21 protein-coding genes and 1 tRNA gene are annotated in these 24,518 nt (G+C 71.7%); 15 read left to right on the top strand and 7 right to left on the bottom strand.

Translation table 11 applies throughout. The annotated features are described in order from the left end of the window. Positions 1-47: 47 nt before the first annotated feature. Both cysS and rlmB read left to right on the top strand, forming a co-directional pair. A complete protein-coding gene (cysS, locus tag ACYU96_RS15715) occupies positions 48-1,487 on the top strand; it encodes a cysteine--tRNA ligase (protein ID WP_460755440.1) in 1,440 nt (479 codons plus the stop codon). Between the two features lie 68 nt (positions 1,488-1,555). Further along, positions 1,556-2,563 carry a 23S rRNA (guanosine(2251)-2'-O)-methyltransferase RlmB gene (rlmB, locus tag ACYU96_RS15710; protein ID WP_460755437.1) on the top strand — a complete coding sequence of 336 codons (1,008 nt, stop codon included), beginning with the start codon at positions 1,556-1,558 and terminating at the stop codon, positions 2,561-2,563. Between the two features lie 15 nt (positions 2,564-2,578). On the opposite strand, the gene ACYU96_RS15705 is transcribed toward rlmB, so the two are convergent. The 3 genes from ACYU96_RS15705 to ACYU96_RS15695 form a co-directional block, all read right to left on the bottom strand. Continuing rightward, entirely contained in the window at positions 2,579-3,853 is a 1,275-nt protein-coding gene (locus ACYU96_RS15705) for a DUF4032 domain-containing protein (protein WP_460755434.1), read from the bottom strand. Between the two features lie 145 nt (positions 3,854-3,998). Then, the gene (locus ACYU96_RS15700; protein ID WP_460755431.1) at positions 3,999-5,108 is read right to left on the bottom strand and encodes an ABC transporter ATP-binding protein; all 1,110 of its coding nucleotides are present in this window, start codon (positions 5,106-5,108) and stop codon (positions 3,999-4,001) included. A 172-nt stretch (positions 5,109-5,280) separates the two neighbouring features. Further along, complete coding sequence (locus ACYU96_RS15695) at positions 5,281-7,551, bottom strand: bifunctional alpha,alpha-trehalose-phosphate synthase (UDP-forming)/trehalose-phosphatase (protein ID WP_460755428.1); 2,271 nt, start codon at positions 7,549-7,551, stop codon at positions 5,281-5,283. Positions 7,552-7,775: 224 nt separating this feature from the next. Here ACYU96_RS15695 and ACYU96_RS15690 point away from each other — a divergent pair, with 224 nt between their 5' ends. The 4 genes from ACYU96_RS15690 to ACYU96_RS15675 all read left to right on the top strand — a co-directional run bounded on the left by ACYU96_RS15690 (position 7,776) and on the right by ACYU96_RS15675 (position 11,833). Then, on the top strand, positions 7,776-9,683 hold the full coding sequence (locus ACYU96_RS15690) for a serine/threonine-protein kinase (RefSeq protein WP_460755426.1): 1,908 nt from the start codon (positions 7,776-7,778) through the stop codon (positions 9,681-9,683). Between the two features lie 265 nt (positions 9,684-9,948). Further along, a complete protein-coding gene (locus ACYU96_RS15685) occupies positions 9,949-10,767 on the top strand; it encodes a DsbA family protein (RefSeq protein ID WP_460755423.1) in 819 nt (272 codons plus the stop codon). Positions 10,768-11,108: 341 nt separating this feature from the next. Beyond that, positions 11,109-11,438: a hypothetical protein gene (locus ACYU96_RS15680; protein ID WP_460755421.1), complete on the top strand. Its 330-nt coding sequence runs from the start codon at positions 11,109-11,111 to the stop codon at positions 11,436-11,438. 322 nt (positions 11,439-11,760) lie between these two features. Then, positions 11,761-11,833 (top strand) — tRNA-Thr (locus ACYU96_RS15675). A gap of 117 nt (positions 11,834-11,950) precedes the next feature. Here ACYU96_RS15675 and ACYU96_RS15670 read toward each other — a convergent pair. Together ACYU96_RS15670 and ACYU96_RS15665 are read right to left on the bottom strand one after the other, a co-directional pair. Beyond that, positions 11,951-12,799 carry an SGNH/GDSL hydrolase family protein gene (locus ACYU96_RS15670; RefSeq protein ID WP_460755418.1) on the bottom strand — a complete coding sequence of 283 codons (849 nt, stop codon included), beginning with the start codon at positions 12,797-12,799 and terminating at the stop codon, positions 11,951-11,953. A 119-nt stretch (positions 12,800-12,918) separates the two neighbouring features. Then, on the bottom strand, positions 12,919-13,620 hold the full coding sequence (locus tag ACYU96_RS15665; RefSeq protein WP_460755415.1) for a uracil-DNA glycosylase: 702 nt from the start codon (positions 13,618-13,620) through the stop codon (positions 12,919-12,921). A 144-nt stretch (positions 13,621-13,764) separates the two neighbouring features. On the opposite strand from ACYU96_RS15665, the gene ACYU96_RS15660 reads away from it, so the two are divergent. From ACYU96_RS15660 to groL, 5 genes are all read left to right on the top strand, one after another. Then, complete coding sequence (locus tag ACYU96_RS15660) at positions 13,765-14,109, top strand: DUF3263 domain-containing protein (RefSeq protein ID WP_460755413.1); 345 nt, start codon at positions 13,765-13,767, stop codon at positions 14,107-14,109. A gap of 31 nt (positions 14,110-14,140) precedes the next feature. After that, entirely contained in the window at positions 14,141-14,821 is a 681-nt protein-coding gene (locus tag ACYU96_RS15655) for a hypothetical protein (protein WP_460755410.1), read from the top strand. 412 nt (positions 14,822-15,233) lie between these two features. Then, positions 15,234-15,437, top strand: coding sequence for a cold-shock protein (locus ACYU96_RS15650; protein ID WP_192861768.1), 204 nt, complete (start codon positions 15,234-15,236; stop codon positions 15,435-15,437). 250 nt (positions 15,438-15,687) lie between these two features. Then, on the top strand, positions 15,688-17,457 hold the full coding sequence (locus ACYU96_RS15645) for a phytoene desaturase family protein (protein ID WP_460755407.1): 1,770 nt from the start codon (positions 15,688-15,690) through the stop codon (positions 17,455-17,457). A gap of 216 nt (positions 17,458-17,673) precedes the next feature. Beyond that, positions 17,674-19,305 carry a chaperonin GroEL gene (groL, locus tag ACYU96_RS15640; protein WP_460755405.1) on the top strand — a complete coding sequence of 544 codons (1,632 nt, stop codon included), beginning with the start codon at positions 17,674-17,676 and terminating at the stop codon, positions 19,303-19,305. A gap of 64 nt (positions 19,306-19,369) precedes the next feature. On the opposite strand, the gene ACYU96_RS15635 is transcribed toward groL, so the two are convergent. Further along, a complete protein-coding gene (locus ACYU96_RS15635; RefSeq protein WP_460755402.1) occupies positions 19,370-19,654 on the bottom strand; it encodes a WXG100 family type VII secretion target in 285 nt (94 codons plus the stop codon). 231 nt (positions 19,655-19,885) lie between these two features. Between ACYU96_RS15635 and ACYU96_RS15630 the strand changes: the two genes are divergently transcribed. From ACYU96_RS15630 to ACYU96_RS15620, 3 genes are all read left to right on the top strand, one after another. Continuing rightward, entirely contained in the window at positions 19,886-20,611 is a 726-nt protein-coding gene (locus ACYU96_RS15630) for a response regulator transcription factor (RefSeq protein ID WP_460755399.1), read from the top strand. Further along, the gene (locus ACYU96_RS15625) at positions 20,608-22,194 is read left to right on the top strand and encodes a sensor histidine kinase (protein ID WP_460755396.1); all 1,587 of its coding nucleotides are present in this window, start codon (positions 20,608-20,610) and stop codon (positions 22,192-22,194) included. The genes ACYU96_RS15630 and ACYU96_RS15625 overlap by 4 nt, the downstream gene beginning before the upstream one ends. 172 nt (positions 22,195-22,366) lie before the next feature. Further along, positions 22,367-23,065, top strand: coding sequence for an HD domain-containing protein (locus ACYU96_RS15620; RefSeq protein WP_460755393.1), 699 nt, complete (start codon positions 22,367-22,369; stop codon positions 23,063-23,065). 26 nt (positions 23,066-23,091) lie between these two features. Here the strand turns inward: ACYU96_RS15620 and ACYU96_RS15615 are convergent, their stop codons facing one another. Further along, on the bottom strand, positions 23,092-23,676 hold the full coding sequence (locus ACYU96_RS15615) for an NYN domain-containing protein (RefSeq protein ID WP_460755390.1): 585 nt from the start codon (positions 23,674-23,676) through the stop codon (positions 23,092-23,094). Between the two features lie 36 nt (positions 23,677-23,712). Between ACYU96_RS15615 and ACYU96_RS15610 the strand changes: the two genes are divergently transcribed. Continuing rightward, a complete protein-coding gene (locus ACYU96_RS15610) occupies positions 23,713-24,504 on the top strand; it encodes a type 1 glutamine amidotransferase (protein ID WP_460755388.1) in 792 nt (263 codons plus the stop codon). The last annotated feature ends 14 nt before the right edge of the window (positions 24,505-24,518 follow it).

The following is a 24,518-nucleotide window of genomic DNA, read 5'->3' as shown; positions in this document are numbered from 1 at the left end:
GTGGAAAACGCGCCTCGTCGCCGGGCCTCCGCCGGTAGGCTGGTCAGGTGAACATTCGCCTGTACGACACCGCCACGCGGGAAGTGCGTGACTTCCACCCCAGGACTCCGGGTGAGGTCGGCATCTACCTGTGCGGGGCGACGGTGCAGAGCGCTCCGCACGTCGGCCACCTGCGCCCTGCCGTCGCGTTCGACGTGCTGCGCCGCTGGTTCACGCGCCAGGGCCTGCGGGTCACGCTCATCCGGAACGTCACCGACATCGACGACAAGATCCTCGCCAAGGCCGCCGCGGCCGGCGTCGAGTGGTGGGCGCACGCCGCACGGTACGAGCGCGTGTTCGCACGCGCCTACGACGCGCTCGGCGTCCTGCCACCCACCTACGAGCCGCGGGCCACCGGGCACGTCCCCGAGATGGTCGCCCTGATGCGGGAGCTGGTCGATGCGGGCCATGCGTACGCCACCACCGAGGGCAACGTCTGGTTCGACGTGCACTCCTGGCCCGCCTACGGCGAGCTCACGCGGCAGAAGGTCGACGATCTCGGTGTCGAGGACGACGACGCGCCGCCGGCGGACGCCGACGCCGTCGCCGCGCAGAAGCGCAACCCGCACGACTTCGCCCTCTGGAAGGCGCCTCACGCGGGCGAGCCGGCGACGGCGTCCTGGGACACCCCGTGGGGACGCGGCCGCCCGGGCTGGCACCTGGAGTGCTCGGCCATGGCACGCCGCTACCTCGGCGCCGAGTTCGACATCCATGGCGGCGGCCTGGACCTGAGGTTCCCGCACCACGAGAACGAGCAGGCGCAGTCGCGCGCGGCCGGGGACGGCTTCGCCCGGACCTGGATCCATACCGCATGGGTGACCCAGCAGGGCACCAAGATGTCCAAGTCCCTGGGCAACGGCCTGCTGGTGGGCGACCTGCTGGAGAACGCTCCGGCCCCCGTCGTGCGCTACGCCCTCGTGTCCGTGCAGTACCGCTCGATGCTCGAGTGGTCGCCGGACACCCTGGACGAGGCACGCACCACGTGGGACCGGCTGACTGGGTTCGTCACCCGGGCCACCGAGGCGGTGGGCGCGGTCCCCGCCGACGAGGTCGCCAAGGCGGACCTCCCGGGGGACTTCGCCGCCGCGCTCGATGACGATCTCAACACCCCGGCGGCGCTCGCCGTCGTCCACGAGCGGCTGCGCGCCGGGAACAGCGCCCTGGCGTCCGGCGACGACGACGCGGCGCGCGCCGAGCTGGTGGCCGTCCGTGCGATGCTGGACGTTCTCGGGCTCGACCCGGCCGACCCCCAGTGGGCCTCGCCGGCCGGCGACCGGCACGCGGCGGCGCTCGATGCGCTGGTGACGGCCGAGCTGGAGGCTCGGGTGGCCGCGCGGGCCGCGAAGGACTGGGCCGCGGCCGATGCCATCCGCGACCGGCTCACGGCCGCGGGGATCGAGGTGCAGGACTCCGCCGACGGCGCCCGCTGGGCGTTGGCCGAGTCCTGACAGGACCGCCCGCCGGACGGGACTGGCCGTCGCAACACCGCCGCGCAGCGGCCGGAAGGAACAGGACCATGGCAGGAAACTCGGAGCGCCGCGGCGCGACGCGCAAGCCCGGCAGCAAGAAGGGTGCCCAGGTCGGCACGGGCGGCCACAGCCGCAAGGCGCTGCGGGGCAAGGGCCCCACGCCCAAGGCGGAGGACCGCGAGTACCACCCGGCGCACCAGCGCAAGATCGCGGCCGAGAGGCGCAGCGACACGGCAGGGCCGCGGGTCGCCGGGCAGGGACAGCGCGGCCCGGCGCGCGGCGCGGCCGCGAAGACCCGGCGGCGCGGCGACGCGACCGAGATCGTGGCCGGGCGCAACGCGGTGCTGGAGGCCCTCCGCGCACAGATGCCGGTGAACTGCGTCTACATCGCGTCGCGGCTGGACGCCGACGACCGCACCGAGGAGATCCTCCGGCTGGCGGCGGACCGGTCCCTGAAGTTCGTCGAGGGGTCCAAGCTGGAGCTCGACCGGCTGACCGACCACGCGACGCACCAGGGCATCGCGATCCAGGTGCCGCCGTACGTGTACGCCGACGCCGACGACCTGCTCGACGCGGCGGCGGCCGCGGGCGAGCCGCCGCTCGTCGTCGCGCTCGACGGCGTGACCGACCCGCGCAACCTCGGGGCCGTCCTGCGGTCCGCGGGCGCCTTCGGAGCGCACGGCGTGCTGGTTCCCGAGCGCCGGGCGGCGGGCATGACGGCGTCGGCCTGGAAGGTCTCCGCCGGCGCGGCCGCGCGTGTGCCCGTGGCCCGGGCGACGAACCTGACCCGGGAGCTCGAGGCGCTGAAGAAGGCCGGCTGCTTCGTGGTCGGCCTCGACGCCGGCGGCGACACCGAGGTGGGTGACGTCGCGTTCGCGGGTGACCCGCTGGTCCTGGTGATCGGCTCGGAGGGCAAGGGCCTGTCCCGGCTCGTGCGCGAGGCCTGCGACTCCGTGGCCTCGATCCCGATCGCGGCCACCAGCGAGTCCCTCAACGCGGCGGTGGCAGGCGGCGTCGCGCTCTACGAAGTGGCCAGGCAGCGCCGCCAGGGGTGAGCGGGTGACCGCCTGTCAGGTCGACAGGTGGAAGTAGTCCGACTCGGGGTCGTCCTCCGACGGCGTCTCGCCCGGCGGGAGGCCGAGCAGCGCCTTCTCGTCGGGGCGGTGCCGCAGCACGTTCTCGACGTAGGAGGCGACCGCCTCCGGCAGCGGGATGTCGCGCTCGGCGCGCTCCGACGCGTACCAGCGGTGGTCCAGCATCTCGTGGAACAGCTGCGCGGGCTCCAGCTTGCGGCGCAGTTCGCGGGGGACGGCGCTCACGGTCGGCTCGAAGACCTTGCGCAGCCAGTCGTGCGCCACGAGCTGCTCGCCGTCGTTCTGCCGGCCCGTGGCGGCGGCGTACGAGTCGAGGTCGTTGAGGAGCCGGCGTGCCTGGTTCTCCTGGACGTCGAGCCCGGTGAGCCGGAAGAGCCGGTTGGAGTGGTGGCCGGCGTCGACCACCTTGGGCTGGATGCGCACGGTCGTGCCGCCGATGTCGGTGGTGAGCTCCAGCTCGCCGACGTCGAACCCGAGCCGGTTCAGGCGTTCGATGCGCGCGTCGACCCGCCAGCGGTCGTCGGTGGCGAAGGACTCGGCGCCCGTCAGGGCGTTCCACAGCTCGTTGTAGCGCTCGACGAGCGCGTCACCGATACCGACCTCGTCGACCTCCTCGTCGAGCATCTCGCCCGCGGCCAGGTCCATGAGCTCGCCGATGATGTTGGTGCGGGCCAGGTCGATGTCGTAGTCGCGCTGACCTCGGGTGAGCTCGCGGTGCAGGTCACCGGTCTCGGCGTCGACCAGGTAGGCGGAGAACGTCTCGGCGTCCCGCCGGAAGAGAGTGTTGGACAGCGAGACGTCGCCCCAGTAGAAGCCCACCAGGTGCAGCCGGACGAGCAGCACGGCGAGCGCGTCGATGAGGCGGGTCGCGGTGTCCGGCCGCAGCGCCTGGCTGAACAGGGCACGGTAGGGCAGCGAGAACTGCAGGTGCTCGGTGACCAGGACGGCCTCGAGCCGCTCGCCGCCGGCGTCGCGCCGGCCCGTGATGACTCCCACGGGGACCACGGACGGCACGTCCAGGCGGTTCAGGCGGCGCAGCAGGTCGTACTCGCGGTAGGCGACGGTCTCGCCGATCTCCTTGATGGCGAGCACGCGTCCGGACAGGCGCACGAACCGCACGACGTGGCGGGAGATGCCGCGGGGCAGGGCGGCCAGCACGTCGTCGGGCCACGAGACCAGCGGGACGTCCCAGGGCAGGTCGAGCAGCGCGGGGTCGGGCCGTGCGGCGGTGATCTGCAGGTTCTGGGTCATCGGGGCCTCCCGCATGGGTCAGGACGTGTGCGGCAAAGAAGGCCATCCCCTCGCCGGGCGCGCTCTATCGGTGGGATCCGGGTGGCGGACCCGACCGGTAGCACGTGCCCGACGAGACGACGGCCTCCTCGGTCAGCTCAGGGGATCAGCCCAGGCGCTCGCCCGTGGCGGTGCTGAACGCGTGGATCGACTCCGGCTTGATCGACACCGAGATGGTGTCGCCCTTGTCCGGCACGTTCCGCGGGTCGATGCGCACGATGACCTGGTTGGTGTCACCGGCGTGCAGGTTGCCGCCGTTCTTCAGCGAGCCGTAGACGAACGCGTCGGAACCGAGCTCCTCGACCAGCGTCACGTCCACGTCGAACGCGCCCTCGCTGCCCGAGGTGACGACGTCGAGCGCCTCGGGGCGGAAGCCCAGGGTGATCTTGCCGCCGTCGGCCGGCGTCATCGCGTCCGCGACCGGACGGGAGAGGGTGATCGACGCGCCGCCGACCTGCGCGACGCCGTCCTTGACGTCGAAGGTGCCGATGTTCATGGCCGGCGAGCCGATGAAGCCCGCGACGAACACGTTGCTCGGCTTGTCGTACATCTCGCGCGGGGTGCCGACCTGCTGGAGCACGCCCGCCGACAGCACGGCGATGCGGTCACCCATGGTGAGCGCCTCGGTCTGGTCGTGCGTGACGTACACCGTGGTCACGCCGAGACGGCGCTGCAGCGACGCGATCTGCGTACGCGTCTGCACGCGGAGCTTCGCGTCGAGGTTCGACAGCGGCTCGTCCATGAGGAACACCTGCGGCTGGCGCACGATGGCGCGGCCCATGGCGACACGCTGCCGCTGACCGCCCGAGAGCGCCTTCGGCTTGCGGTCGAGGTACTCCGTGAGGTCGAGGATCTTCGCCGCCTCCTCGACCCGCTGGCGGATCTCCGCCTTCGGGGTGCCGGCGATCTTGAGCGCGAAGCCCATGTTGTCCGCGACGGACATGTGCGGGTACAGCGCGTAGTTCTGGAAGACCATCGCGATGTCGCGGTCCTTGGGCTGCACGTCGGTGACGTCGCGGTCACCGATCCGGATGGCACCGCCGTTGACGTCCTCGAGGCCCGCGAGCATGCGCAGCGACGTGGACTTTCCGCAGCCCGAGGGGCCGACGAGGACGAGGAACTCGCCGTCCTCCACGTGCAGGTCGAGCTGATCGACCGCAGGCTTCTCCGTGCCTGGGTAGACGCGCGTCGCCTTGTCGAAGGTGACCGTAGCCATGGTAAGACTTCCCTCCACCGGCAGGTACGTGCCGGACGATCCGTTGTGTCGGGTGTCGTTGCTTCCACTTGCGTGTCGGCGGTGACACAGATTGCAGCGTGATAGTACCCCGCCAAGGGGGCAGAGCCACTATCGGCAGGTCAAGTCGTGACCTTCTCGGGAACGCCGCTGGTCATGGCTGGGTCTGTTCGCTGTCCAGGGCGTCGGCGAGCCGTTCCAGGACGACGGCGAGCGTGTCCGCGTCCGGCACCCGGTGCTGGGCGAGCGAGTCCCCGGTGCCGACCTTGACGGCGAGGTCGCCGTTCTCCAGCGCGGCGAACGCGTGCTCGTCCGTGGTGTCGTCGCCGGAGTAGAAGATCCGCACGGCGTGCGCCCCGGTCTCGTCGGCGACGACGTCGCGCAGCTGCCGCAGCGCCTCGCCCTTCGACGTCGACACCACCGACACCTCGACCACGTCCTTGCCGTGCATCGGCTGGAGGCCGAGGTTCGCCGCCACCTCGTCGGCCGCGACGGTCACCGCCGCCGCGTCGTCGGCCCCGGCCAGGCGCGTGTGGATGACGGCGGCACCCGGCTTGATCTGCACCCACACGCCCTCGCGGTCCGCGGCCGTCGACTCGAACCCGGCGACCAGGGAGTCGAGCTGGGTGTGCTGGGCGGGGGAGAGCTGCAGCGGGACCGACTGGATGCCCTCGTCCGTGGCACGGCCCGTCTCGGCGCCGTGCGACCCGACGAGGAACGTGCCCGGCGGGGCCTCGGTCACCTGCGCGAGGTCGTTCAGGTCGCGCCCGGAGACCAGGGCGAAGCGCACGGGGGCGTCGTCGGCCAGGCCGGCGATCCGGTCGGCGGCCGCGCGGGCGGCCGGAGTCATCCGGCTGGCCTTCGGGTCGTCGACCAGCTGGGAGAGGGTTCCGTCGAAGTCGGAGGCGATCAGCCAGGCGACGGCGGGCTTGGCGTTCTTCCGGCGACGGCGGGTGGCGGGCGCGGAGGCGAACGCCCGCACCGACTCGGCGAGGGTGCCGGTGGGCTCCATGCTGCGGGGCTCGGCGGAGACCGGCGGCTGCACCGCGTAGAGCACGGAGAGGAACGACTCGGACCACTTGGCGACGTCGTCGGTCATGATCTTGCGGCGCAGGCGGCGCATCCGGCGGCGCTGCTCCCGGGGGTCCATCGCCGAGGCGGCGACGATGATGTCCTTCATCCCGTCGATGTCGTGCGGGTTGACCAGCAGCGGGCCGGGCGAGAGCTCGTCGGCGGCGCCGGTGAACTCCGAGAGCACGAGCACGCCCTGCTCGTCGCTCCGTGCCGCGACGTACTCCTTGGCCACGAGGTTCATGCCGTCCCGCAGCGCGGTGACGAGCATGACGTCCGCCGCGAGGTAGAGGGCGGCCATCTCCTCGGGCGGGTAGGAGTGGTGCAGGTAGTGGATCGCGGAGTGACCGAGCTCGCCGAACTCGCCGTTGACGCGGCCCACCAGGATCTCCACGTGCTCACGCAGGTCCTGGTACGCGCCGACGTTCTCCCGGCTCGGGCTGGCGACCTGCACCAGCGTCGCGCGGGTGACGTCCAGCCGGCCGTCCTCGAGGAGCTCGCCGTACGCCTTGATGCGGTGCCGGATGCCCTTGGTGTAGTCGAGGCGGTCGACGCCCAGGTACACGATCTCCGGGTTGCCGAGGTCGGCGCGGATCTCCTTGGCGCGGTTCTGGACGTCGGGCGTGCGGGCCAGCATGTCGAAGCGGCGGGAGTCGATGGAGATGGGGAACGCCTGGGCGCGGACGTGCCGGCCTGGGCGGCCCTCGGCGTCGGGCATCGTGATGACCGGGCCGCGCGTCGTGTAGTCGGTGAGCCGTCTGACCGCGCGCACGAAGTTGGCGGCGTCACCGTTGCGCTGGAACCCGATCACGTCGGCACCGAGCAGCCCGTCCACGATCTGGCGGCGCCACGGCAGCTGGCCGAACAGCTCCACCGGCGGGAACGGGATGTGGTCGAAGAAGCCGATCCGCAGGTCCGGGCGCAGGTCCCGGAGCATCCGCGGGACCAGCTGCAGCTGGTAGTCGTGCACCCAGACGGTCCCGTCCGGGGCGGCCTGCTCCGCCGCGGCGTCGGCGAACCGCTGGTTGACCCGCCGGTACGCGTCCCACCACTGCCGGTGGTAGGTGGGCGGCGCGATGACGTCGTGGTACAGCGGCCACAGCGTGTCGTTGGAGAAGCCCTCGTAGTAGCGCTCGAGCTCGTCTGCGCTCAGGGTGACCGGCACGAGGCGCATCCCCTCGGCGTCGAACGGCTCGTGGGCGAGGTCGGGCGAGCCCGACCAGCCGACCCAGGCCCCCTCCTCCTGCTGCATCACCGGCTCGAGGGCCGTGACGAGACCCCCCGGTGAGCGTTGCCAGGTCAGATCTCCCGCGGGACTGACCGAGAAGTCGACGGGTAGCCGATTGGCCACCACGACGAGGTCGTATCCGTCTTTGCCTGGCAACGATCTGCACCTCAACTCTGGATTGACAGCATTGACAGTTGCTTGCCTGACTCAGGATATCGAGGGCGCATCAGTTCCCGCAGTAATGTCCATCACCTCATGCGATGTGAAAATCACGCCGCATTGCTGGTCAGAAGCGTGAACACGGGTGAGTTGCCGCGCGATGGCCACCTTCGCCAGCTAGCGTGTGCTCCATGGGAGCAGAGGCCGCCGGAGGTGCCGAACCGCAGGCCGGTGCTGTCACCGCCTCCGTGCGTGACCGCACCACGGGTGCCGTCGTCGGCGGGTACACGCTGACCGGGCGGGTCGGCAGCGGTGCGATGGGCACCGTCTACCGCGCGACGGACGACGGCGGCAACGCCGTCGCGCTCAAGCTGCTCGCTCCCGGGCGGGAGGACGAGGCCGGGGCGCGCGAGCGGCTCCGCCGTGAGGCCAAGGCGCTGCAACGGCTCAAGCACCCCGCCGTGGCGACCGTGCTCGACGTCGAGCTCGACGCGACCGAGGCGTTCATCGTCACCCGGCTCGTCGAGGGCCCCACACTTGAGCAGGAGGTCGACGACCGCGGGCCGCTCGACCCGCGGGACCTCTACGAGCTCGCCGACCAGCTCGCCGACGCGCTCGAGGCGGTGCACGCGGCCGGCGTCGTGCACCGCGACCTGACGCCCTCGAACGTGCTCATCTCGCCCACGGGTCCCGTGCTCATCGACTTCGGGCTCGCGCACGGCCCCGGCGACGCACGCGCCACGCGCACCGGCTTCGTCATGGGGACACCGGGATACCTCGCACCGGAGCTGCTCGACGGCGGCGAACCCGCGCCCTACACCGACTGGTGGAGCTGGGCCGCCGTGCTCGCCTTCGCCGCGACCGGGCGCTCACCGTTCGGCGTCCGGCCGCTGGAGCTCGTGCTGCGCAGGTCTCGCGAGGGTGGCGCCGACCTCGCGGGGCTCGAACCGCGCACCGCGCGGGCGCTGCGGGCCGCGCTGCGCCCGGTGCCCGCGGAACGCTGGGGGCCGACGGAGGTGGCGCGGTCCCTGCAGGCGGCGTCGGAGGGCTTCGTGGCAGCCGCCCGGGCGGAGGCAGGCCCCGGAACGTCGGCCGACGACGTCGGGGACCGGCGGACCCAGGTGATGGCCGGTCCGACCGCCGTGGTCGAGGCGGTCACGCAGGAGACCAGGACCGGTGCGGAACGGCGCGGTGGCACGCGGGAGGCGCCCCTGCGGGTCAGCGCCGTCTCCCTGGAGAGCCCCGGAACTGGCACCGCGGGCGACGGCCCCCGGGCCGGTGCCGGGGGCCAGGATGCCGGCGCGGCTCCCGGGCGCGGACGCTCGGTGCGGAGCCATGCGGTCGGTGCCTCGCAGGGTGCCGCGCCCCCTGGCGCGGGGAGGCCCGTCCCGGCGGGCCAGGACACCGTGCCGCAGGGAGTGGTGCCGCAGGGAGCGGCGTCGGCGCCGACGCCCGCCGTCGTGCAGCGGCCGCGGTACCCGGCGCGGACCGGCACGCTCACTGCCGTGGGCGGCGCCCTCGTCGCGGTCGGGGCGACCCGGCCCGGGTGGGCGCTCGCGGCGCTCGTGCTGCTGTGCGTGCTGTGCCGCACGTCCGGCACCGCGGCCGACGACGTGTGGAGCCGGAGGGCGCGGCACGGCACGCCGACGGGCGGCATCGGGCGGGCCGCCCTGCTGCTGCCCTGGTACATCGTGCGGTCCGTGTTCGGAGTGCTGCCGGCGCTGCTGATCGCGAGCGCGGTCGGGGCGATCGTGGCGCTCGGCGGGTTCTGGCTGTTCGCTCCGGGCCGGCTCATCGTCCTGCCGCTCGACGACATCGAGTCCCGCTCGGTCGGCGGCACCAACGACCCGATGGTCGACACCTGGGTGCTGGCCGCGGCCATGCTCGTCACGACGCTGCTCGCCTGGTGGGGACCAGTGGCTCGGCCCACACGCGCGGGGAGCCGTGTGCTGCTGGCCACGGTGGCGCCCCGCTGGTTCGGGGCCGCGGTCGTCGTCGTGCTCGCGATCGCGGTGGTCGGGCTCGGGGCGGCGGCGATCGTGGCCGATCCGCTGGTGATCGACTGGTGGCCCCTGGCCGAACGGCCTGACGTGCGGTGATGTCGAGGCGGACCGGCTCGGTGCTGCGGATTCGCCCGGCGTGACGGGACGGCGTCCGCGACCGTCGTCGGGCAGCGTGGTCCGGCGTGCGCAGGGGCCGCACCGACCGTCACGGAATAGTGATGCGATGCCCAGGTCGCTCCCAGGGCTGTGTGGATAGGCTGTCGTGCGCCGGCGGCGGACCGTCGGCCGCCGTCACTACTGTGGCGCCGGAGAAATGCTGGCCGGCGGGCCGCGCACCGAGGAGAAGGACTCGATGTCGAACATGACCAAGGCACAGCGGCGCGAGGCCGCGCGCGCCGAGGCTCTTGCGATGCAGAAGAAGGCGCAGGGGCGCGAGCGGATGGCCCGGATCGTCACGCTCAGCGTCCTCGGTCTGCTCATCGTCGGGCTGGGCGTCGCGATCTGGTTGATCTTCGCGGAGTCGCAGAAGGAGCCGCTCGAGAAGGTGGACTCGGCGCCGGCGGGCGTCGTCGACGACACGGGTATCGCGGTGGGCGAGGACGGCGCAGCGGGGACACTGGTCGAGGACGCTCCCCGGCTCGACGTGTACGTCGACTTCATGTGCCCCATCTGCGGGCAGTTCGAGGCGTTGAACGGTGAGGACATCACCGAGTTGCGAGAGAAGGGCGACGTAGCCCTTGTCGTGCACCCGGTGTCGATCCTGGATCGACAGTCCCAGGGCAGTGAGTACTCGACCCGTGCCGCGGCAGCTGTCGCGTGGGTGGCAGACCAGGCGCCGCAGTCGTTCATGGAGTACCACGACCTGCTGTTTGCCAACCAGCCTGCGGAGGGCGGAGCGGGCCACGCCGACCCGCAGCTCGCAGCCTTCGCAGAGCAGGCCGGCGTTCCTGCTGATGTCGCGGAGGGTATCTCCGACGGTACTGCTACGGACACCTATCGCGACTGGGTGGCAGCTTCGACAGACGTCGCGACGAGTGACCCGGACCTCGCAGGCGAGCGTGGGTTCGGAACGCCGCGCATCCAGATCGAGGGTGAGCTCTGGGGCGTGAACAACGAGTGGCAGACACCAGGGGTGCTCAAGGAGACCCTCACCGGTGAGGACTCTTCCTCCACCGAGTGAACCGGAGAGGCCCTTCGATCGGCCGCTCAACTCAGACTCCGGTCTGGTTGAGCGGCCGATTTCTTTGCGCCCTCAGGGACGGAGGGCGGTCTCGTGGCTCCGGTACCCTCGCGCTGCGCACGGTGCGGCTCGGTACCCGTCGGGTCGGGCAAGCTGTCGTGACGAAGATCACGAAGACGTGTCATCGACAGGGTCACGCGCTTCCCGCGAACAGTGTGCGGTGGTGCCCATAATTTCCTGATGTGGACCTCTTGCGGTGATTCATCCTCGGGGCTAACTTGTGGATCACCCAAGAAATTCGTGGCGCAAACATGGCGAAACACCCGTAGTCAGGAGGTCTCATGAGTTGGAAGACCCGTGTCGCTGGTCTCGTGCTGGCGGCGGGGATGCTCGGCGGTGCCGGCATGGTCGCAGTTGCCCCGGCGGCGGCCACCCCGACTGCATCATGCAGCTCCCTCGGCAAGTACAAGCTGGAGAACAACCGCGGCTACGAGTTCCTCGCGAGCTGTTCGGGTGGCGCTTTCGTCCGTTCCTACATCGACTGCGGGAGTGTCGAGGGCGGCCGTACGAGGACGATCCAGTTCCCAGCAGGGGGCCAGAGCACGCGGTGGTTCATGGAGTGCTCGCACTCGACCGTGCAAGGCGCCAACATCCGACTCCTCAACCCGTGAGGTGACGGCTGCCTGTGGATCGTTGGCTCGTCGAACCTGACAGCCGGCTCGTTGGATCAAAGGTCTGGCCCGCTTGGACAGACCAACACCATCGCGACCTGAACTGTGACGTCTCGCGGCGCTCCTGCCTGAGGACTTCAGCTCGGAGGAGTCCGAGACAAGAGTTCGGACGAAGGGCCGTCCGACGAGTGATCCGGCTCGAGCCGCGGTGAGCGGCGCGGCCGTCGTGACGCCCTGGTGCGTGGCGGCGGCCGCCCGCTCATCTCGTGTCTCACGTGCACTAGGCTGTATCCCGCCCGGGCCCGAGACCGGCCCGAGCGGTGCCGCCTTAGCTCAGCTGGTAGAGCTCCCGTCTTGTAAACGGAAGGTCGTCGGTTCGAATCCGACAGGCGGCTCACGAAGGCCCGGAATCCTCAGGATTCCGGGCCTCTTCGCGTCGTCGGGCAGGAGTCGTCTCGCCGCCGTCGTCGTCGGGTGGGTGGCGTGGTCGCGCGCTGTTCCGTCGCGGGCCCTCAGGCGCGTGGCCAGGGCTCTGTCGCCGGCCACTTCGGGGTGCGGCCGTCGCCCGACGAGCGGCCGGTCACGCGGCGCTTCACCCACGGGCCGACGTGCTCCCTGGCCCAGGCCGCGTTCTCCCTCGTGGTGATGGCGAAGGCCTGACGTGGCGCCGGCGGGAGCGGCTCGTCCCAGGCGGGGTCGTCAGGCGACAGGCCGAGACCGACGAGGGCGGCGTTCTTGACGCGGTCGTGTCCCTCCGGGAGGAGGTGGATGCGGTCGCCGGACCACATGCGCAGGTCGAAGAGCGACCGGGTGCCCCAGAGGTCGAGCATGTGGGCGTCGTGGCGGCGCGCGATCGACCAGATGTTCGCGTTGAAGACGCCGACCCTGGTGTTGGTCCAGGACAGGGTGCCGCCGGCCTTGAAGCCGGTACCCAGGAGGACGTCGGCACCCGTGGCGCGGATCGCCACGACGGCATCCTCGAGCGCGGAGCAGATGCCCTCCAGGTCCACGCCGGGGCGCAGGATGTCGTTGCCGCCGCCGACGAGGGACACGAGGTCCGGCCGCATGCCGAGCGCGACGTCGAGCTGCTCGGCGATGATCCGGCGCAGGAGACGCCCGCGGATCGCGAGGTTCGCGTACTCGAGGGCGGGCGCGCCCGCGGCGGTCCGCCGCTCGCTCAGCGAGGTCGCCAGGCGGTCGGCCCAGCCGCGCTGGGTGTCCTCCAGGCCGGGGTACGGGTCCCACAGCCCCTCGCTGAACGAGTCGCCGATGGCGACGTACCGGGTCCAGCGCGGGGGTGTGGGGCCCGCGTCGTGCGAAGCTTCGGGATGCTGGGGAGAAGTCGCGGTCACGTCGTTCATTGTGTCCGGGACGCGGGGACCTGTGCAGTCCGGTACCAGGTACTCGGAGGTGAGACGTGCCACGCGGGCGGACGGCGCCGACCGGTACGTCGGTCACGGCGCCGCCCTCGGCGGTCGGCCTACGGCAGGCGCCAGTCGATCGGTGCGGCGCCCTGCTCCTCCAGGAGGGCATTGACGCGGGAGTACGGCTTGGAGCCGAAGAAGCCGTTGCGGGCCGACAGCGGGGACGGATGGGCGCTCTCCACGATCGGTACGTTCCCGAGGAACTTCTTCAGGTTGCGTGCCTTCGCGCCCCAGAGCACCGCGACGAGCGGGCCGCCCCGCGCGGCCAGAACCTTGATGGCGGCCTCGGTGACGTCCTCCCAGCCCTTGCCGGCGTGGGAGTCGGACTTGCCGGGCTGACAGGTGAGCACCCTGTTGAGCAGCATGACCCCCTGCTCGGCCCACGGGCGCAGGTCCCCGTTGGACGGCATGGGGAGCCCCAGGTCGGTCTCCAGCTCCTTGTACATGTTCAGCAGGGACGGCGGTAGCGGGCGCACCTCCGGCTGCACCGAGAACGACAGCCCCATCGCGTGGCCGGGCCGCGGGTACGGGTCCTGGCCGACGACGAGGACCCGGACGTCGGCCAGCGGCCTCTGGAACGCGGCGAGCACGTTCGGGCCGGGCGGGAAGTAGCCGCGGCCGGCGGCGTTCTCCGCGCGCAGGAAGTCACCCAGCTCGTGGACGCGAGGCTCGACGTCGGCCAGTGCTTCCGCCCAATCGGGCGCGATGACCTGGGACAACGGCTTGCGAGCTGGGGCTTCGTCGGTTTCGGGTGTCATGGTCTCCACGCGTCGCGACACTACTCGGGGTCACCGACAATGACGATGGCGGGACGCGGTCGGCCGACCGCGCGGGAGTGTCTGGAGCGGGGCGACACGCGGGACAAATGACACAACTGTTCACCTGGTCGTAGTGTGACCCCCATGAGCAAGCTGCTGGTCGAGTCCACGGAGCAGTCCGACGCCGTCCCCGCGGGTGGCGTCGTCGCGGAGCCGTCGTCGGGCGAGGTCGCGGGCGAGCTCTCCGACCTCGAACGCGAGATCCTCGCATTCGAGCGCAAGTGGTGGAAGTTCGCCGGGCTGAAGGAAGAAGCCGTGCGTGAGTTGTTCGACATGAACGCCACTCGTTATTACCAGGTGTTGAATGCGTTGATCGACACACCCGCAGCACTCGCGCACGACCCGATGCTGGTAAAGCGCCTGCGCCGGATGCGCGCGACACGCCAGCGGGCGCGGTCGGCCCGGCGGCTCGCGGACGAGAAGGGCTGAAAGCCCAGCCGTCTGGGCTACCCTGTCCGCCGTGACGAACAGCACCTACCGCTACCAGCCCGACGAGTTCGACGTCGCTGTGCCCGGCGGCGCACCGGTCGGCGTGCATCGCGCGCCGCGCAGCGGTTGGAGCTCGGCATGGCCGTTCCTGCTGGTCGCCCTCGTCTGCGCCGGCGTCGCGTGGGGTGGCATCACCCTCCTGTCCGGCGGCGGGGACGACGGCGACTCGGCCGCGGAGCCCACCGCCAACGTCTCGCCCGAGGCCTCCGGGAAGCCCAGCGAGGGCGCTGAGGGTGAGGGCGGCGGCCAGAATCAGGGGGAAGGCGGTGAAGGCGGCGACGGATCCGGTAACGGACAGAGTGCCGAGCCGGAGGGCCCGAGCACTGCCGACCTCGTCGCGGCGATGGACCCGACCGCGGGGTACATGGTGCACAACACCGGCGCCACGGTCGACCAGCTGGCGGCGACGACGGTCACCAACCTCGAAGCGGCGGGAGTCAGCAACGCCGAGGTGAGCACCGCTCCGGCGCCCGAGGGTGTCGACGTCAGCGGGATCTCGGCCAACACGGTCTGGTTCGGCGAGGGCCGTGAGGCGGAAGGCAAGGCGCTCGCCGCGGTTCTCGGTATTCCGGATTCGAATGTCGTGATGAACGACGCCGTCACCAGTTCCGACCAGGCTGCTTGGGTCTTCATGTTCACCGCGCCCGCGTGACGGAGTAGTGCGCACCGGCTCCGGTTCGTGACGTGCCCGCCTCGGTTCCCGAGGCGGGCACGTCTGCTTCCGCGCGCATTCTCGACGGCCTGCTCAAGGGTGCACCCCGGTCCCCCGGCCATCGCCGAACCGTAGAAGACGGGTGACCTTGGGTTTATTGGTCGAATCCAATGGGTCTGTCGAAACCTGCGGGGATGGCCGATGAAATCCGCCACCGAGAGGCTGTCTGCACGGCTGTTTCCGTGCCCACAGGGCCGACGTCGTATCACTTGAACCGCTTTGACCTGCACGTTCGCCCTGCGCGGAATCCGTTAAATTCGGATTTAGGGGTTCCATAGTGTGACTTGGCGCACTAGCCTCGAATCACCACGGGTCGAACCGAGTGGCCCGCGCGAGATGCAAGGAGAAGTGCATGGCCCAGGGCACCGTCAAGTGGTTCAACGCGGAGAAGGGGTACGGCTTTATCACCCCGACCTCCGGCGGGCAGGACCTGTTCGTCCACTACAGCGCGATTCAGGTCGACGGTTACCGCACCCTCGACGAGGGACAAGCGGTTGAGTACGAAGTGGGGCAGGGCCAGAAGGGCCCGCAGGCAGAGATGGTCCGTCCACTCTGATCTGAGTCCCCCGACCGGTTGTCCCCCCTGGCCGGTTCCTCCGATCGACGGTACGGCGTGCGGCCCAGACCCGCTCGCCACTCCTCCCGTCACACCGGCCCCGGCCGCATCGAAGCGGCCGCGGGTCGATCGTCCGTCGCGCCGTTCCGCCGGAGTGAGGTCGCACGACCCCGCCCGGCCGGGTCGTGCGGCCTGCCGCGGCCGGGCCCCGCTCTCCCGCGAGCGGGTGGTCCCGTGGTTCCATGAAGACATGCACCCGCTGGACGCCGTCGTCGTCGGCTCCGGGCCCAACGGCCTCGCCGCCGCCGTCACGCTCGCACGCGTCGGCCTGGCCGTGCGGGTTCTCGAGGCGCAGGCGACCGTCGGGGGCGGAGCGCGGACGCTCAGTGGTGCCGAGCTCGCCGCGGACACCTCCGGCTCGGGCGGGGGTGCCGGCCTGCCCCTGCTGGGGGCCGACGGCGCGACGGGCGCGGAGCTGCGGATCGACCTCTGCTCCGCCGTGCACCCCATGGCCTGGGCGTCGCCTTTCTTCCGGGCGTTCGGCCTGGCCGAACGTCTCGAGCTCCGCACGCCCGAGGTGTCCTACGCGCAACCGCTCGACCCGCTTCCCGGCCCGGGCACGCCGCGCGCCGGGCTCGCGTTCCACGACCTCGACCGGACGGTGGCCGCTCTCGGGCCCGACGGCGCCGCCTGGCGGGCGCTCATCGGTCCGCTGACCGACCGCTGGCCGGAGGTCACGGCGCTCGCGATGGGTGACAGGAGAACCCCCGCACACCCTCTCGGCGCCGACGCCACCCTGCTGGACCCCGGCCTTTCCGTCGACCACGCCACGGTGCGGGGTGGGAGCCCTTCCACCCCGCAGGACGGCGTGGTGGGAGGCTCTGCCCGCCAGGATGGCCTGCTGAGCGAAGGAGCGGGTGGTGGGCCCGGGGGTGGCGGCCTCTGGGGCGAAGGGGCGCGTGGTGGCCGTGGGATGGCCGCGTGGGTTCGTGCCGCGCTCTCGTTCGGGGCCGGGCTGGTCGAGCAGGGGAGCGGGCTGTGGGACAGGCGCTTCGGCGGCGACGTCGCGCCCGCGCTGCTGACCGGGGTCGCCGCACACGTCATGACGCCGCTGCCGTCGCTCGCCGGCGCCGGGACCGCGCTGCTGCTCGGCGCGCTCGCGCACGGGCCACGCGGGTGGGCGCTGCCCGTCGGCGGGTCGCAGGCGATCGTCGACGCCCTGGTCGCGGACCTCGTCGCGCACGGTGGCGAGATCGAGACCTCGCACCCGGTCCGCACCCGGGCCGACCTCCCGCCCGCCCGGACGTACCTGTTCGACACGGTGCCCGGTGTCGTCGGGCAGGTCTTCGGGGACCGGGTGCCGCCGTCGTCCCGCGCGGCGATGGGACGCTACCGGTTCGGGGCCGGAGCGGCCAAGGTCGACCTCGCGCTGAGCGGTCCGGTGCCGTGGTCCGTGCCCGACGTCGGACGTGCGGCGACCGTGCACCTCGGGGGGACCCGCGCACAGCTGGCCGGGGCGGAGGCGGCCGTGGCCGCGGGACGGCACGCGCCCCACCCGGTCTGCCTGCTCAGCGACCCGACGGTGACCGACCCGGCGCGGGAGGTGGACGGGCTGCGGCCGCTGTGGGCCTACGTCCACGTGCCCGCGGGGTCGGAACGGGATGTCACGGAGGACGTCGTCGCGCAGGTCGAACGGTTCGCGCCAGGGTTCCGCGACGTGGTCGTCGCCGCGCGGTGCGTGCCGGCCGCACGGATGACCGGGCACAACGCCAACTACGTCGGGGGGGACATCGGCGCAGGGGCGCCCACCATGCCGCGGATGCTCGGTGTGCCCGCGCCGGCGGGGCTGCGCTGGGACCCGTACGCGACGGGTGTGGAGGGCGTGTACCTCTGCTCGGCGGCGACACCGCCCGGGCCGGGGGTGCACGGGATGTCGGGCTGGCACGCTGCCCGGCGGGTGCTCCTGCGCGAGTTCGAGATCCGTCGCCCGCCGGACCTGTCTCCGAGCCCGCCGCGGTAGGCGCCGGGTGGGAGATCGACGGCCTCGGTGACGAGTCTGCTTGCACTCTCGGGGGGAGAGTGCCAATAATGTCTTAGCACTCTCGCACTGAGAGTGACAGCAGGGCCGAGCAGGTGAGGTCTGCTTCCCGGACGAGACGTGATCGTCCAGGCGGCAGGCCGTCCGTCGCGGGCGCCGAGCCGGCTCACGTCAGCCACCAGCGGAGGATCCATCCCCATGGCCAAGATGATTGCGTTCGACGAGGAAGCTCGTCGGAGCATGGAGCGCGGGCTCAACCAGCTCGCCGACACCGTCAAGGTGACGCTCGGCCCCAAGGGCCGCAACGTCGTGCTCGACAAGAAGTGGGGCGCCCCCACCATTACGAACGACGGCGTCTCCATCGCGAAGGAGATCGAGCTCGAGGACGCCTACGAGCGGATCGGCGCGGAACTCGTCAAGGAGGTCGCCAAGAAGACCGACGACGTCGCGGGCGACGGCACCACCACCGCCACCGTGCTCGCCCAGGCGCTCGTGAAGGAGGGCCTGCGCGTCGTCGCGGCCGGCGCCAACCCGATCGCCGTCAAGCGCGGCATCGAGAAGGCCACCGAGGCGGTCACCGAGCAGCTGCTCAACTCGGCCACCGAGGTCGAGACCAAGGAACAGATCGCCTCCACGGCGGCGATCTCCGCCGGCGACCTCGCCATCGGCGAGCTCATCGCCGAGGCCCTCGACAAGGTGGGCAAGGAAGGCGTCATCACCGTCGAGGAGTCCAACACCTTCGGCCTGGAGCTCGAGCTCACCGAGGGCATGCGCTTCGACAAGGGCTTCCTCGCGCGCTACTTCGAGACGGACCCCGAGCGCCAGGAGGCCGTGCTCGAGGACCCGTACGTCCTGATCGTCGAGTCGAAGATCTCGAACGTCAAGGACATGCTCCCGGTCCTGGACCAGGTCATGAAGCAGGGCCGTGCCCTGCTCATCATCGCCGAGGACGTCGAGGGCGAGGCCCTGGCGACCCTGGTGCTGAACAAGATCCGCGGCACCTTCAAGTCCGTCGCCGTCAAGGCTCCGGGCTTCGGCGACCGCCGCAAGGCCATGCTCCAGGACATCGCCATCCTCACGGGTGGTCAGGTCATCTCCGAGACCGTCGGTCTCAAGCTGGAGAACACCACGCTCGACATGCTGGGCACCGCCCGCAAGGTCGTCGTCACCAAGGACGAGACCACCATCGTCGAGGGTTCGGGCGACGCCGAGCTCATCTCGGGCCGCGTGAACCAGATCCGCAGCGAGATCGAGAAGTCGGACTCCGACTACGACCGCGAGAAGCTGCAGGAGCGCCTCGCCAAGCTGGCCGGCGGTGTGGCCGTCATCAAGGCCGGTGCGGCCACCGAGGTGGAGCTCAAGGAGCGCAAGCACCGCATCGAGGACGCCGTGCGCAACGCGAAGGCGGCCGTCGAGGAGGGTATCGTCGCCGGTGGTGGCGTGGCCCTGATCCAGGCCAGCGCCATCGCGTTCGAGAAGCTCGACCTCGAGGACGACGAGGCCATCGGTGCGCAGATCGTGCGTGCCGCTGTCGACGCCCCGCTCAAGCAGATCGCCATCAACGCCGGCCTCGAGGGCGGCGTCGTCGCGGAGAAGGTGCGCGGCCTGGAGATCGGCCACGGCCTGAACGCCGCGACCGGCATCTACGAGGACCTGCTCGCCGCCGGCGTCAACGACCCGGTCAAGGTCACGCGCTCCGCGCTGCAGAACGCCGCGTCGATCGCCGCGCTGTTCCTCACCACCGAGGCCGTCGTGGCCGACAAGCCGGAGAAGGCGGCCGCTCCGGCCGGCGACCCCGGCATGGGTGACATGGGCGGCATGGGCTTCTGAGCCCCGCTGCCTGACCGGCCGAGGCCGTCTCCCGCCAGGGGAGGCGGCCTCAGCCGCGTCCGCGTCAGCTGAACATCCGGGTCGCCGTCGTCTCCGCGTCCGCGTAGGTCTGGGCGGCCTGGGCCAGAGCCGTCTGGATCGCGTCCAGCGCCCCCTCGACCTGGGCCTGTGCGGCCCGCCACTGGGACACCGTGCCGGCGAACGCCGTCGCCGCGCCGCCGGACCACGTGCCCTGGAGCGCATCGAGGTTCCGCATCATCGCCGCGACCTCGGCCCGGACCGCCGTGACGGATCCGGCCACGGCGCCGCTCGCGGCGCCCATCTGCTCGCTGTCCACCTGGTAACGCATGGTTCCCCCTGTCCGCGGCCACGGGCCGCCGTCGTCGTCCCGTCGCCCGATGCTCCGGGACCGGTGACGACGCTAGGCGGTGCGAGCGGCGTCCGTCCCGCGAGCCGCCGGGGGCTTGTGGACGGCCGCGGGCTGTGGTCGGCGTCGGATCCGCGTGACGCACTCGCGACGGTCCCGGAACTTTCACGCCGCTCTCAGGAAAGTGTCAGACTCCGGTCGCACACTGGATTCATGGCGACACCAGAGGCGCGGCTCGTCGTCGTCGACGACGAGCCCAACATCCGTGAGCTCCTTGCCACGTCCCTGCGATTCGCGGGGTTCGAGGTACATGCCGCGGCCGACGGCAACGGCGCGCTCCAGCTGGTCCGGGACCTCGACCCCGACCTCGTCGTGCTGGACGTGATGCTCCCCGACATGGACGGGTTCACCGTGACGCGGCGCATGCGCGCCACCGGCAAGCGGGCTCCCGTCCTCTTCCTCACCGCGCGCGACGACACCCAGGACAAGATCCAGGGGCTGACCGTCGGCGGTGACGACTACGTCACCAAGCCCTTCAGCCTGGAGGAGGTCGTGGCGCGGATCCGGGCCGTGCTGCGGCGCACGGGCACCCCGATCCCCGAGGACGAGGCGGTCCTGAAGGTCGGTGACCTGGAGATGGACGAGGACTCGCACGAGGTGCGCCGCGCCGGCACCGAGATCGACCTGTCGCCCACCGAGTTCAAGCTGCTGCGCTACCTCATGCTCAACGCGGGCCGCGTGCTGTCCAAGGCGCAGATCCTCGACCACGTGTGGCAGTACGACTGGGGCGGCGACGCGAACATCGTCGAGTCGTACATCTCGTACCTGCGACGCAAGATCGACCACCTCACCGTCGACGGGCCCGGCGGGCCGGTCCGGCTTCCCGCGCTCATCCACACCAAGCGAGGCGTCGGCTACCTGCTGCGTGCGGCGTCGTGAGCGGGGCCGGGCTCCCGGTGGAGGAGGGCACGCCGGCAGGGGAAGCCCCGGGCCCCGGCACCGTGCAGGATGTCGAGCCGGTGCCCGGCGGTGGCCTCTCGGGTTGGATCGCCGCGATCCCGCTGCGCATGCGTCTCGTGGCGATCACGGCCTTCCTGCTGGCCGCAGGCCTGATCGTGACGGGGATCGTCGCGCGTGGCGTCGTGGGCCGTTACCTCATCAGCCAGGTGGACGCGCAGCTTGAGCGGGAGGGCCCAGCGCTCGCCGACCAGGCCCTGACCTACCAGGCCAAGGTCCTCCCGAGCGACTACTACATCGCCTACCAGTGGGCCGACGGCAACCTCAACTCGGTGCGCACGGACAGCGTGGTCCAGGCGTACGGTGTGCCCGAGATTCCCGGCCTCACCTACGACGAGGTTGCCGACCGCGTCGGCGAGCAGTTCACCGTCGGGGCGGCCGGCGGTTCGGCCGTGGCCTCCCGGTGGCGCGTCTATCCTCTGGTGAACGCGAGCACGGTGACAGAGGGCAAGCCCCCCCAGGTGGCGTTCGTCGCGCTTCCGCTCGGCCGGGTCGACGCCGCTGTCACGATCCTCTCCCGCACGCTCATCCTCGCCGGCCTCGGGATCGTGCTGCTCGGCCTCCTCCTGGCCTGGCTGATGATCGGGCGCTCCCTGCGCCAGCTGCGGGAGATCGAGACCGCCGCCGCGTCCATCGCCGCCGGCGACCTGTCCCGGCGGGTCCCCGCCCCGCCGCCGTCCACCGAGGTGGGATCGCTGGCCGAGTCGCTCAACTCGATGCTGGCGCAGATCGAGACCGCCTTCGACACGCGCGAGGCGTCCGAGGCCCGGATGCGCCAGTTCGTCTCCGACGCGTCGCACGAGCTGCGCACGCCGCTCGCGACCATCCGCGGCTACGGCGAGCTGTACCGGATGGGCGCGCTCGACGGCCCCGACGGTCCGGACGGCGAGCGCGTCGCCGACACGATGGGCCGTGTCGAGGACGCGGCCCGGCGCATGGGGACGCTCGTGAACGACCTCCTCGTGCTCGCCCGGCTCGACGAGGGCCGCCCGGTCGCGAACGCGCCGGTCGACGTCGTCGGCCTCGTCGAGGACAGCGCGCAGGACCTTCGCGCCCTCGACCCGTCGCGCGAGGTCCGCGTGGTCGGGCTGTCCCCGTCCGACGACGTCGGTCACCTCATGACCGACGGTGACATGGACCGGCTGCGGCAGGTGCTGACCAATCTCATCGGGAACGTCGCCCGGCACACGCCCGTCGGGTCGCCGGCGGAGATCGCCGTCGGGTCCGGAGCCGACGGGGACGGGGCCGAGGGGGACGCGACCGAGAGAGATGTCGTGATCGAGGTGCGGGACCACGGGCCGGGGGTGACCGACGAGCAGGCGGCGCGGATGTTCGAACGGTTCTACCGCGCGGACTCGTCGCGCAACCGCGCGTCGGGCGGGTCCGGGCTCGGGCTGGCGATCGTCTCCGCGATCGTGGAGGCGCACCGCGGCGACATCGCCGTCGTCCCGACACCCGGCGGCGGACTCACGGTCCGCATCACGCTGCCGGGCGCGGGCTCCTGAGCCGGCCGTCCGCGCCCCTTCCCGGCTTCGTCCCGCCTCCGGCCGGTGCGAGAGATCCGGGTTCCGAGATCTGGCGTCGTGGCTCCATCCACCGGTGCGCGGTAATAGGCTGAAGAGTGAGGTCAGACACACCTGGCCCATTCCGTACAGCCGAGACGAAGGACCTGAGGACATGGGCGTCATGGCGCCGGAGTGGTATATCTCGTCGTTCGTGCGCAGTGCCGTCGGCATCGGTGCGACGGCGGACGCGGACGACGTCGCGCGAGTGGGGGAGGACCTCGTCGAGCGCTGGTCCGGCGGGGACCGCCACTTCCACGACCTGCGGCACCTGGGGGCCGTGCTGCACCGCGTCGACGAGCTCGCCGAGGAGACGCACTCGCCCGACGTCGTCCGGCTGGCCGCCTGGTACCACGGGGCCGTGTTCGACGCCGCGTCCAAGACCGCGTACGCCTCCAAGGGCGGGGAGCAGACGTCGGCCAGCGCGGAGCTCGCGCGCGCCGAGCTGACCGGCCTCGGTGTGGCGGCCAAGTCCGCCGACCGCGTGGCACACCTGGTCAACGGGCTGCTGCGGCACGCGCCCGACGTGACGGACCTCGACGCGTGCGTGCTGAACGACGCCGACCTGGCGATGCTCGCGGCCGAGCCGCAGCGCTACAAGGAATACACGGCCCGGGTACGCGCCGAGTACGAGCACATCCCGCTGCCGGACTACCTGACCGCGCGGATCAAGGTGCTGTCCAAGCTGCTGGCGCGCGAGTCCCTGTTCTGCTCCCCGATGGGAGCGGCCTGGGAGGACCCGGCGCGGCAGAACGTCGACGCGGAGCTCCATCGCCTCCGCAAGAAGCAGGCGATGCTGGACGTGAGCGAGTGACGGCCGGTGGCCCGGTAGGACGCCGACTACAGGTACTTGAGCGGGTCGAACTCTTCGATCGGGATGATCCGCACGCGCGGCAGCATGGTCGTGAAGGCGTCGGCGTCGCCCTCCAGGTCGAACATCTGGAGGCCGTCGTCCTCCAGCTCGGCGAAGCGCGCGTTGACGAACTCGCGGAAGCCGAGCAGGCCGACCCGGCGGTCCTCGTCGTCGAGGAGGTCCTCGATCTGCGGCAGGAAGTCACCGTCGTGGCTCGCCAGCAGGACGTCGCCCGGGCGGTCGCGCAGCGCCTCCAGCGTGCGCTGGATACCGACGTCGACCACCTTCTCCGAACCCTGCGCGGCGAGCGGGACCGGCCGGTACCCCATGGCGAGCAGCGCCTGCACGAACGCCATCGGCATCTGGCCCGACGTCGCGTTCAGGAAGAACAGCGGCACCACCTCCTGCGACCAGACCTTCTGCGCGAAGCCTGAGATACGGTCCCAGCGCGGTCGCTCCTCCGGCGCGGGCCGGCGGTTCAGGACGTTCATCCCGAGCGTGGCGTCGATGTTCTCCCCGTCGACGATGAGATAAGTGCGACGCGGCGTGGCCTGCGCTGACGGAACCGACATGGACCAAGCGTAGCCGTGGATGTACTTTGGGCCACCGTGCCTGTTCCTGAGCTCACCAACAACCCCGCGGACCCCATCGCACCGCGGACCACGGTCATCCAGAACGACCCCGACGTCCCCATGGACCGCTTCGCCGCGCGCCTGGGACCGGACGTCCGGCTCGTCCTCGCCTTCGCCGGCGAGAGCATCCCCATCGCGGACGACGTCGGCGACGCGCTCGTGGTGCTCGGCGGGACGATGTCGGCCCACTCCGACGACGACGCCCCCTGGCTCCCCGCCGTCCGCGACCTCCTCGCCGACGCCGCGCGCTCCGGCGTCCCGACGCTCGCCATCTGCCTCGGCGCGCAGCTGCTCGCCGTCGCGGGCGGAGGAGCGGTACAGGTCGCGGCCCCTCCCGGGCGCGAAGCCGGAGCGGTGCAGGTCGCCTGGCGCGAGGCCGCGCTCGCCGACCCGGTCACCGGACCGGCGCTCGCAGCGATCGGCGCCGGTCCGGGCTCCCCGGGGGCCGACGCCGTGGCCCTGACCCGTTCGGTGAGCATGCATGCCGACGCCGTCGTGGAGCTGCCTGACGGCGCCACCTGGCTAGCCTCCAGCGACACCTACCCGTACCAGGTGTTCCGCTGGGGCTCGGCACTCGGCGTGCAGTTCCACCCCGAGGCAGGCCCGGTGCTCGCGGCGCGCTGGGCGACCCAGGCGGGCGACGTGGACGTCGCGGCGGTGACCGCCGAGATCGAGGAGCACGCCGACGCGGCGGCCCGCGTCGGTGACGCCCTCGCCGACGCGTTCGTCGCAGGGCTCCGGCCCGTAGCCCCTGCCGCACGGCAGTAGGCCTGGGCCGCGCG

This window comes from Myceligenerans cantabricum (genome assembly GCF_054777735.1).
This window is presented reverse-complemented; position numbering and strand designations above follow the sequence as displayed.

Bases quoted from the DNA above. Each gene is read 5' to 3' on its own strand.
- rlmB (WP_460755437.1), top strand. From the start codon at position 1,556: ATGGCAGGAAACTCGGAGCGCCGCGGCGCGACGCGCAAGCCCGGCAGC.
- ACYU96_RS15705 (WP_460755434.1), bottom strand. From the start codon at position 3,853: ATGACCCAGAACCTGCAGATCACCGCCGCACGGCCCGACCCCGCGCTG.
- ACYU96_RS15700 (WP_460755431.1), bottom strand. From the start codon at position 5,108: ATGGCTACGGTCACCTTCGACAAGGCGACGCGCGTCTACCCAGGCACG.
- ACYU96_RS15690 (WP_460755426.1), top strand. From the start codon at position 7,776: ATGGGAGCAGAGGCCGCCGGAGGTGCCGAACCGCAGGCCGGTGCTGTC.
- ACYU96_RS15685 (WP_460755423.1), top strand. From the start codon at position 9,949: ATGACCAAGGCACAGCGGCGCGAGGCCGCGCGCGCCGAGGCTCTTGCG.
- ACYU96_RS15680 (WP_460755421.1), top strand. From the start codon at position 11,109: ATGAGTTGGAAGACCCGTGTCGCTGGTCTCGTGCTGGCGGCGGGGATG.
- ACYU96_RS15670 (WP_460755418.1), bottom strand. From the start codon at position 12,799: ATGAACGACGTGACCGCGACTTCTCCCCAGCATCCCGAAGCTTCGCAC.
- ACYU96_RS15665 (WP_460755415.1), bottom strand. From the start codon at position 13,620: ATGACACCCGAAACCGACGAAGCCCCAGCTCGCAAGCCGTTGTCCCAG.
- ACYU96_RS15660 (WP_460755413.1), top strand. From the start codon at position 13,765: ATGAGCAAGCTGCTGGTCGAGTCCACGGAGCAGTCCGACGCCGTCCCC.
- ACYU96_RS15650 (WP_192861768.1), top strand. From the start codon at position 15,234: ATGGCCCAGGGCACCGTCAAGTGGTTCAACGCGGAGAAGGGGTACGGC.
- ACYU96_RS15645 (WP_460755407.1), top strand. From the start codon at position 15,688: ATGCACCCGCTGGACGCCGTCGTCGTCGGCTCCGGGCCCAACGGCCTC.
- groL (WP_460755405.1), top strand. From the start codon at position 17,674: ATGGCCAAGATGATTGCGTTCGACGAGGAAGCTCGTCGGAGCATGGAG.
- ACYU96_RS15635 (WP_460755402.1), bottom strand. From the start codon at position 19,654: ATGCGTTACCAGGTGGACAGCGAGCAGATGGGCGCCGCGAGCGGCGCC.
- ACYU96_RS15630 (WP_460755399.1), top strand. From the start codon at position 19,886: ATGGCGACACCAGAGGCGCGGCTCGTCGTCGTCGACGACGAGCCCAAC.
- ACYU96_RS15620 (WP_460755393.1), top strand. From the start codon at position 22,367: ATGGGCGTCATGGCGCCGGAGTGGTATATCTCGTCGTTCGTGCGCAGT.
- ACYU96_RS15615 (WP_460755390.1), bottom strand. From the start codon at position 23,676: ATGTCGGTTCCGTCAGCGCAGGCCACGCCGCGTCGCACTTATCTCATC.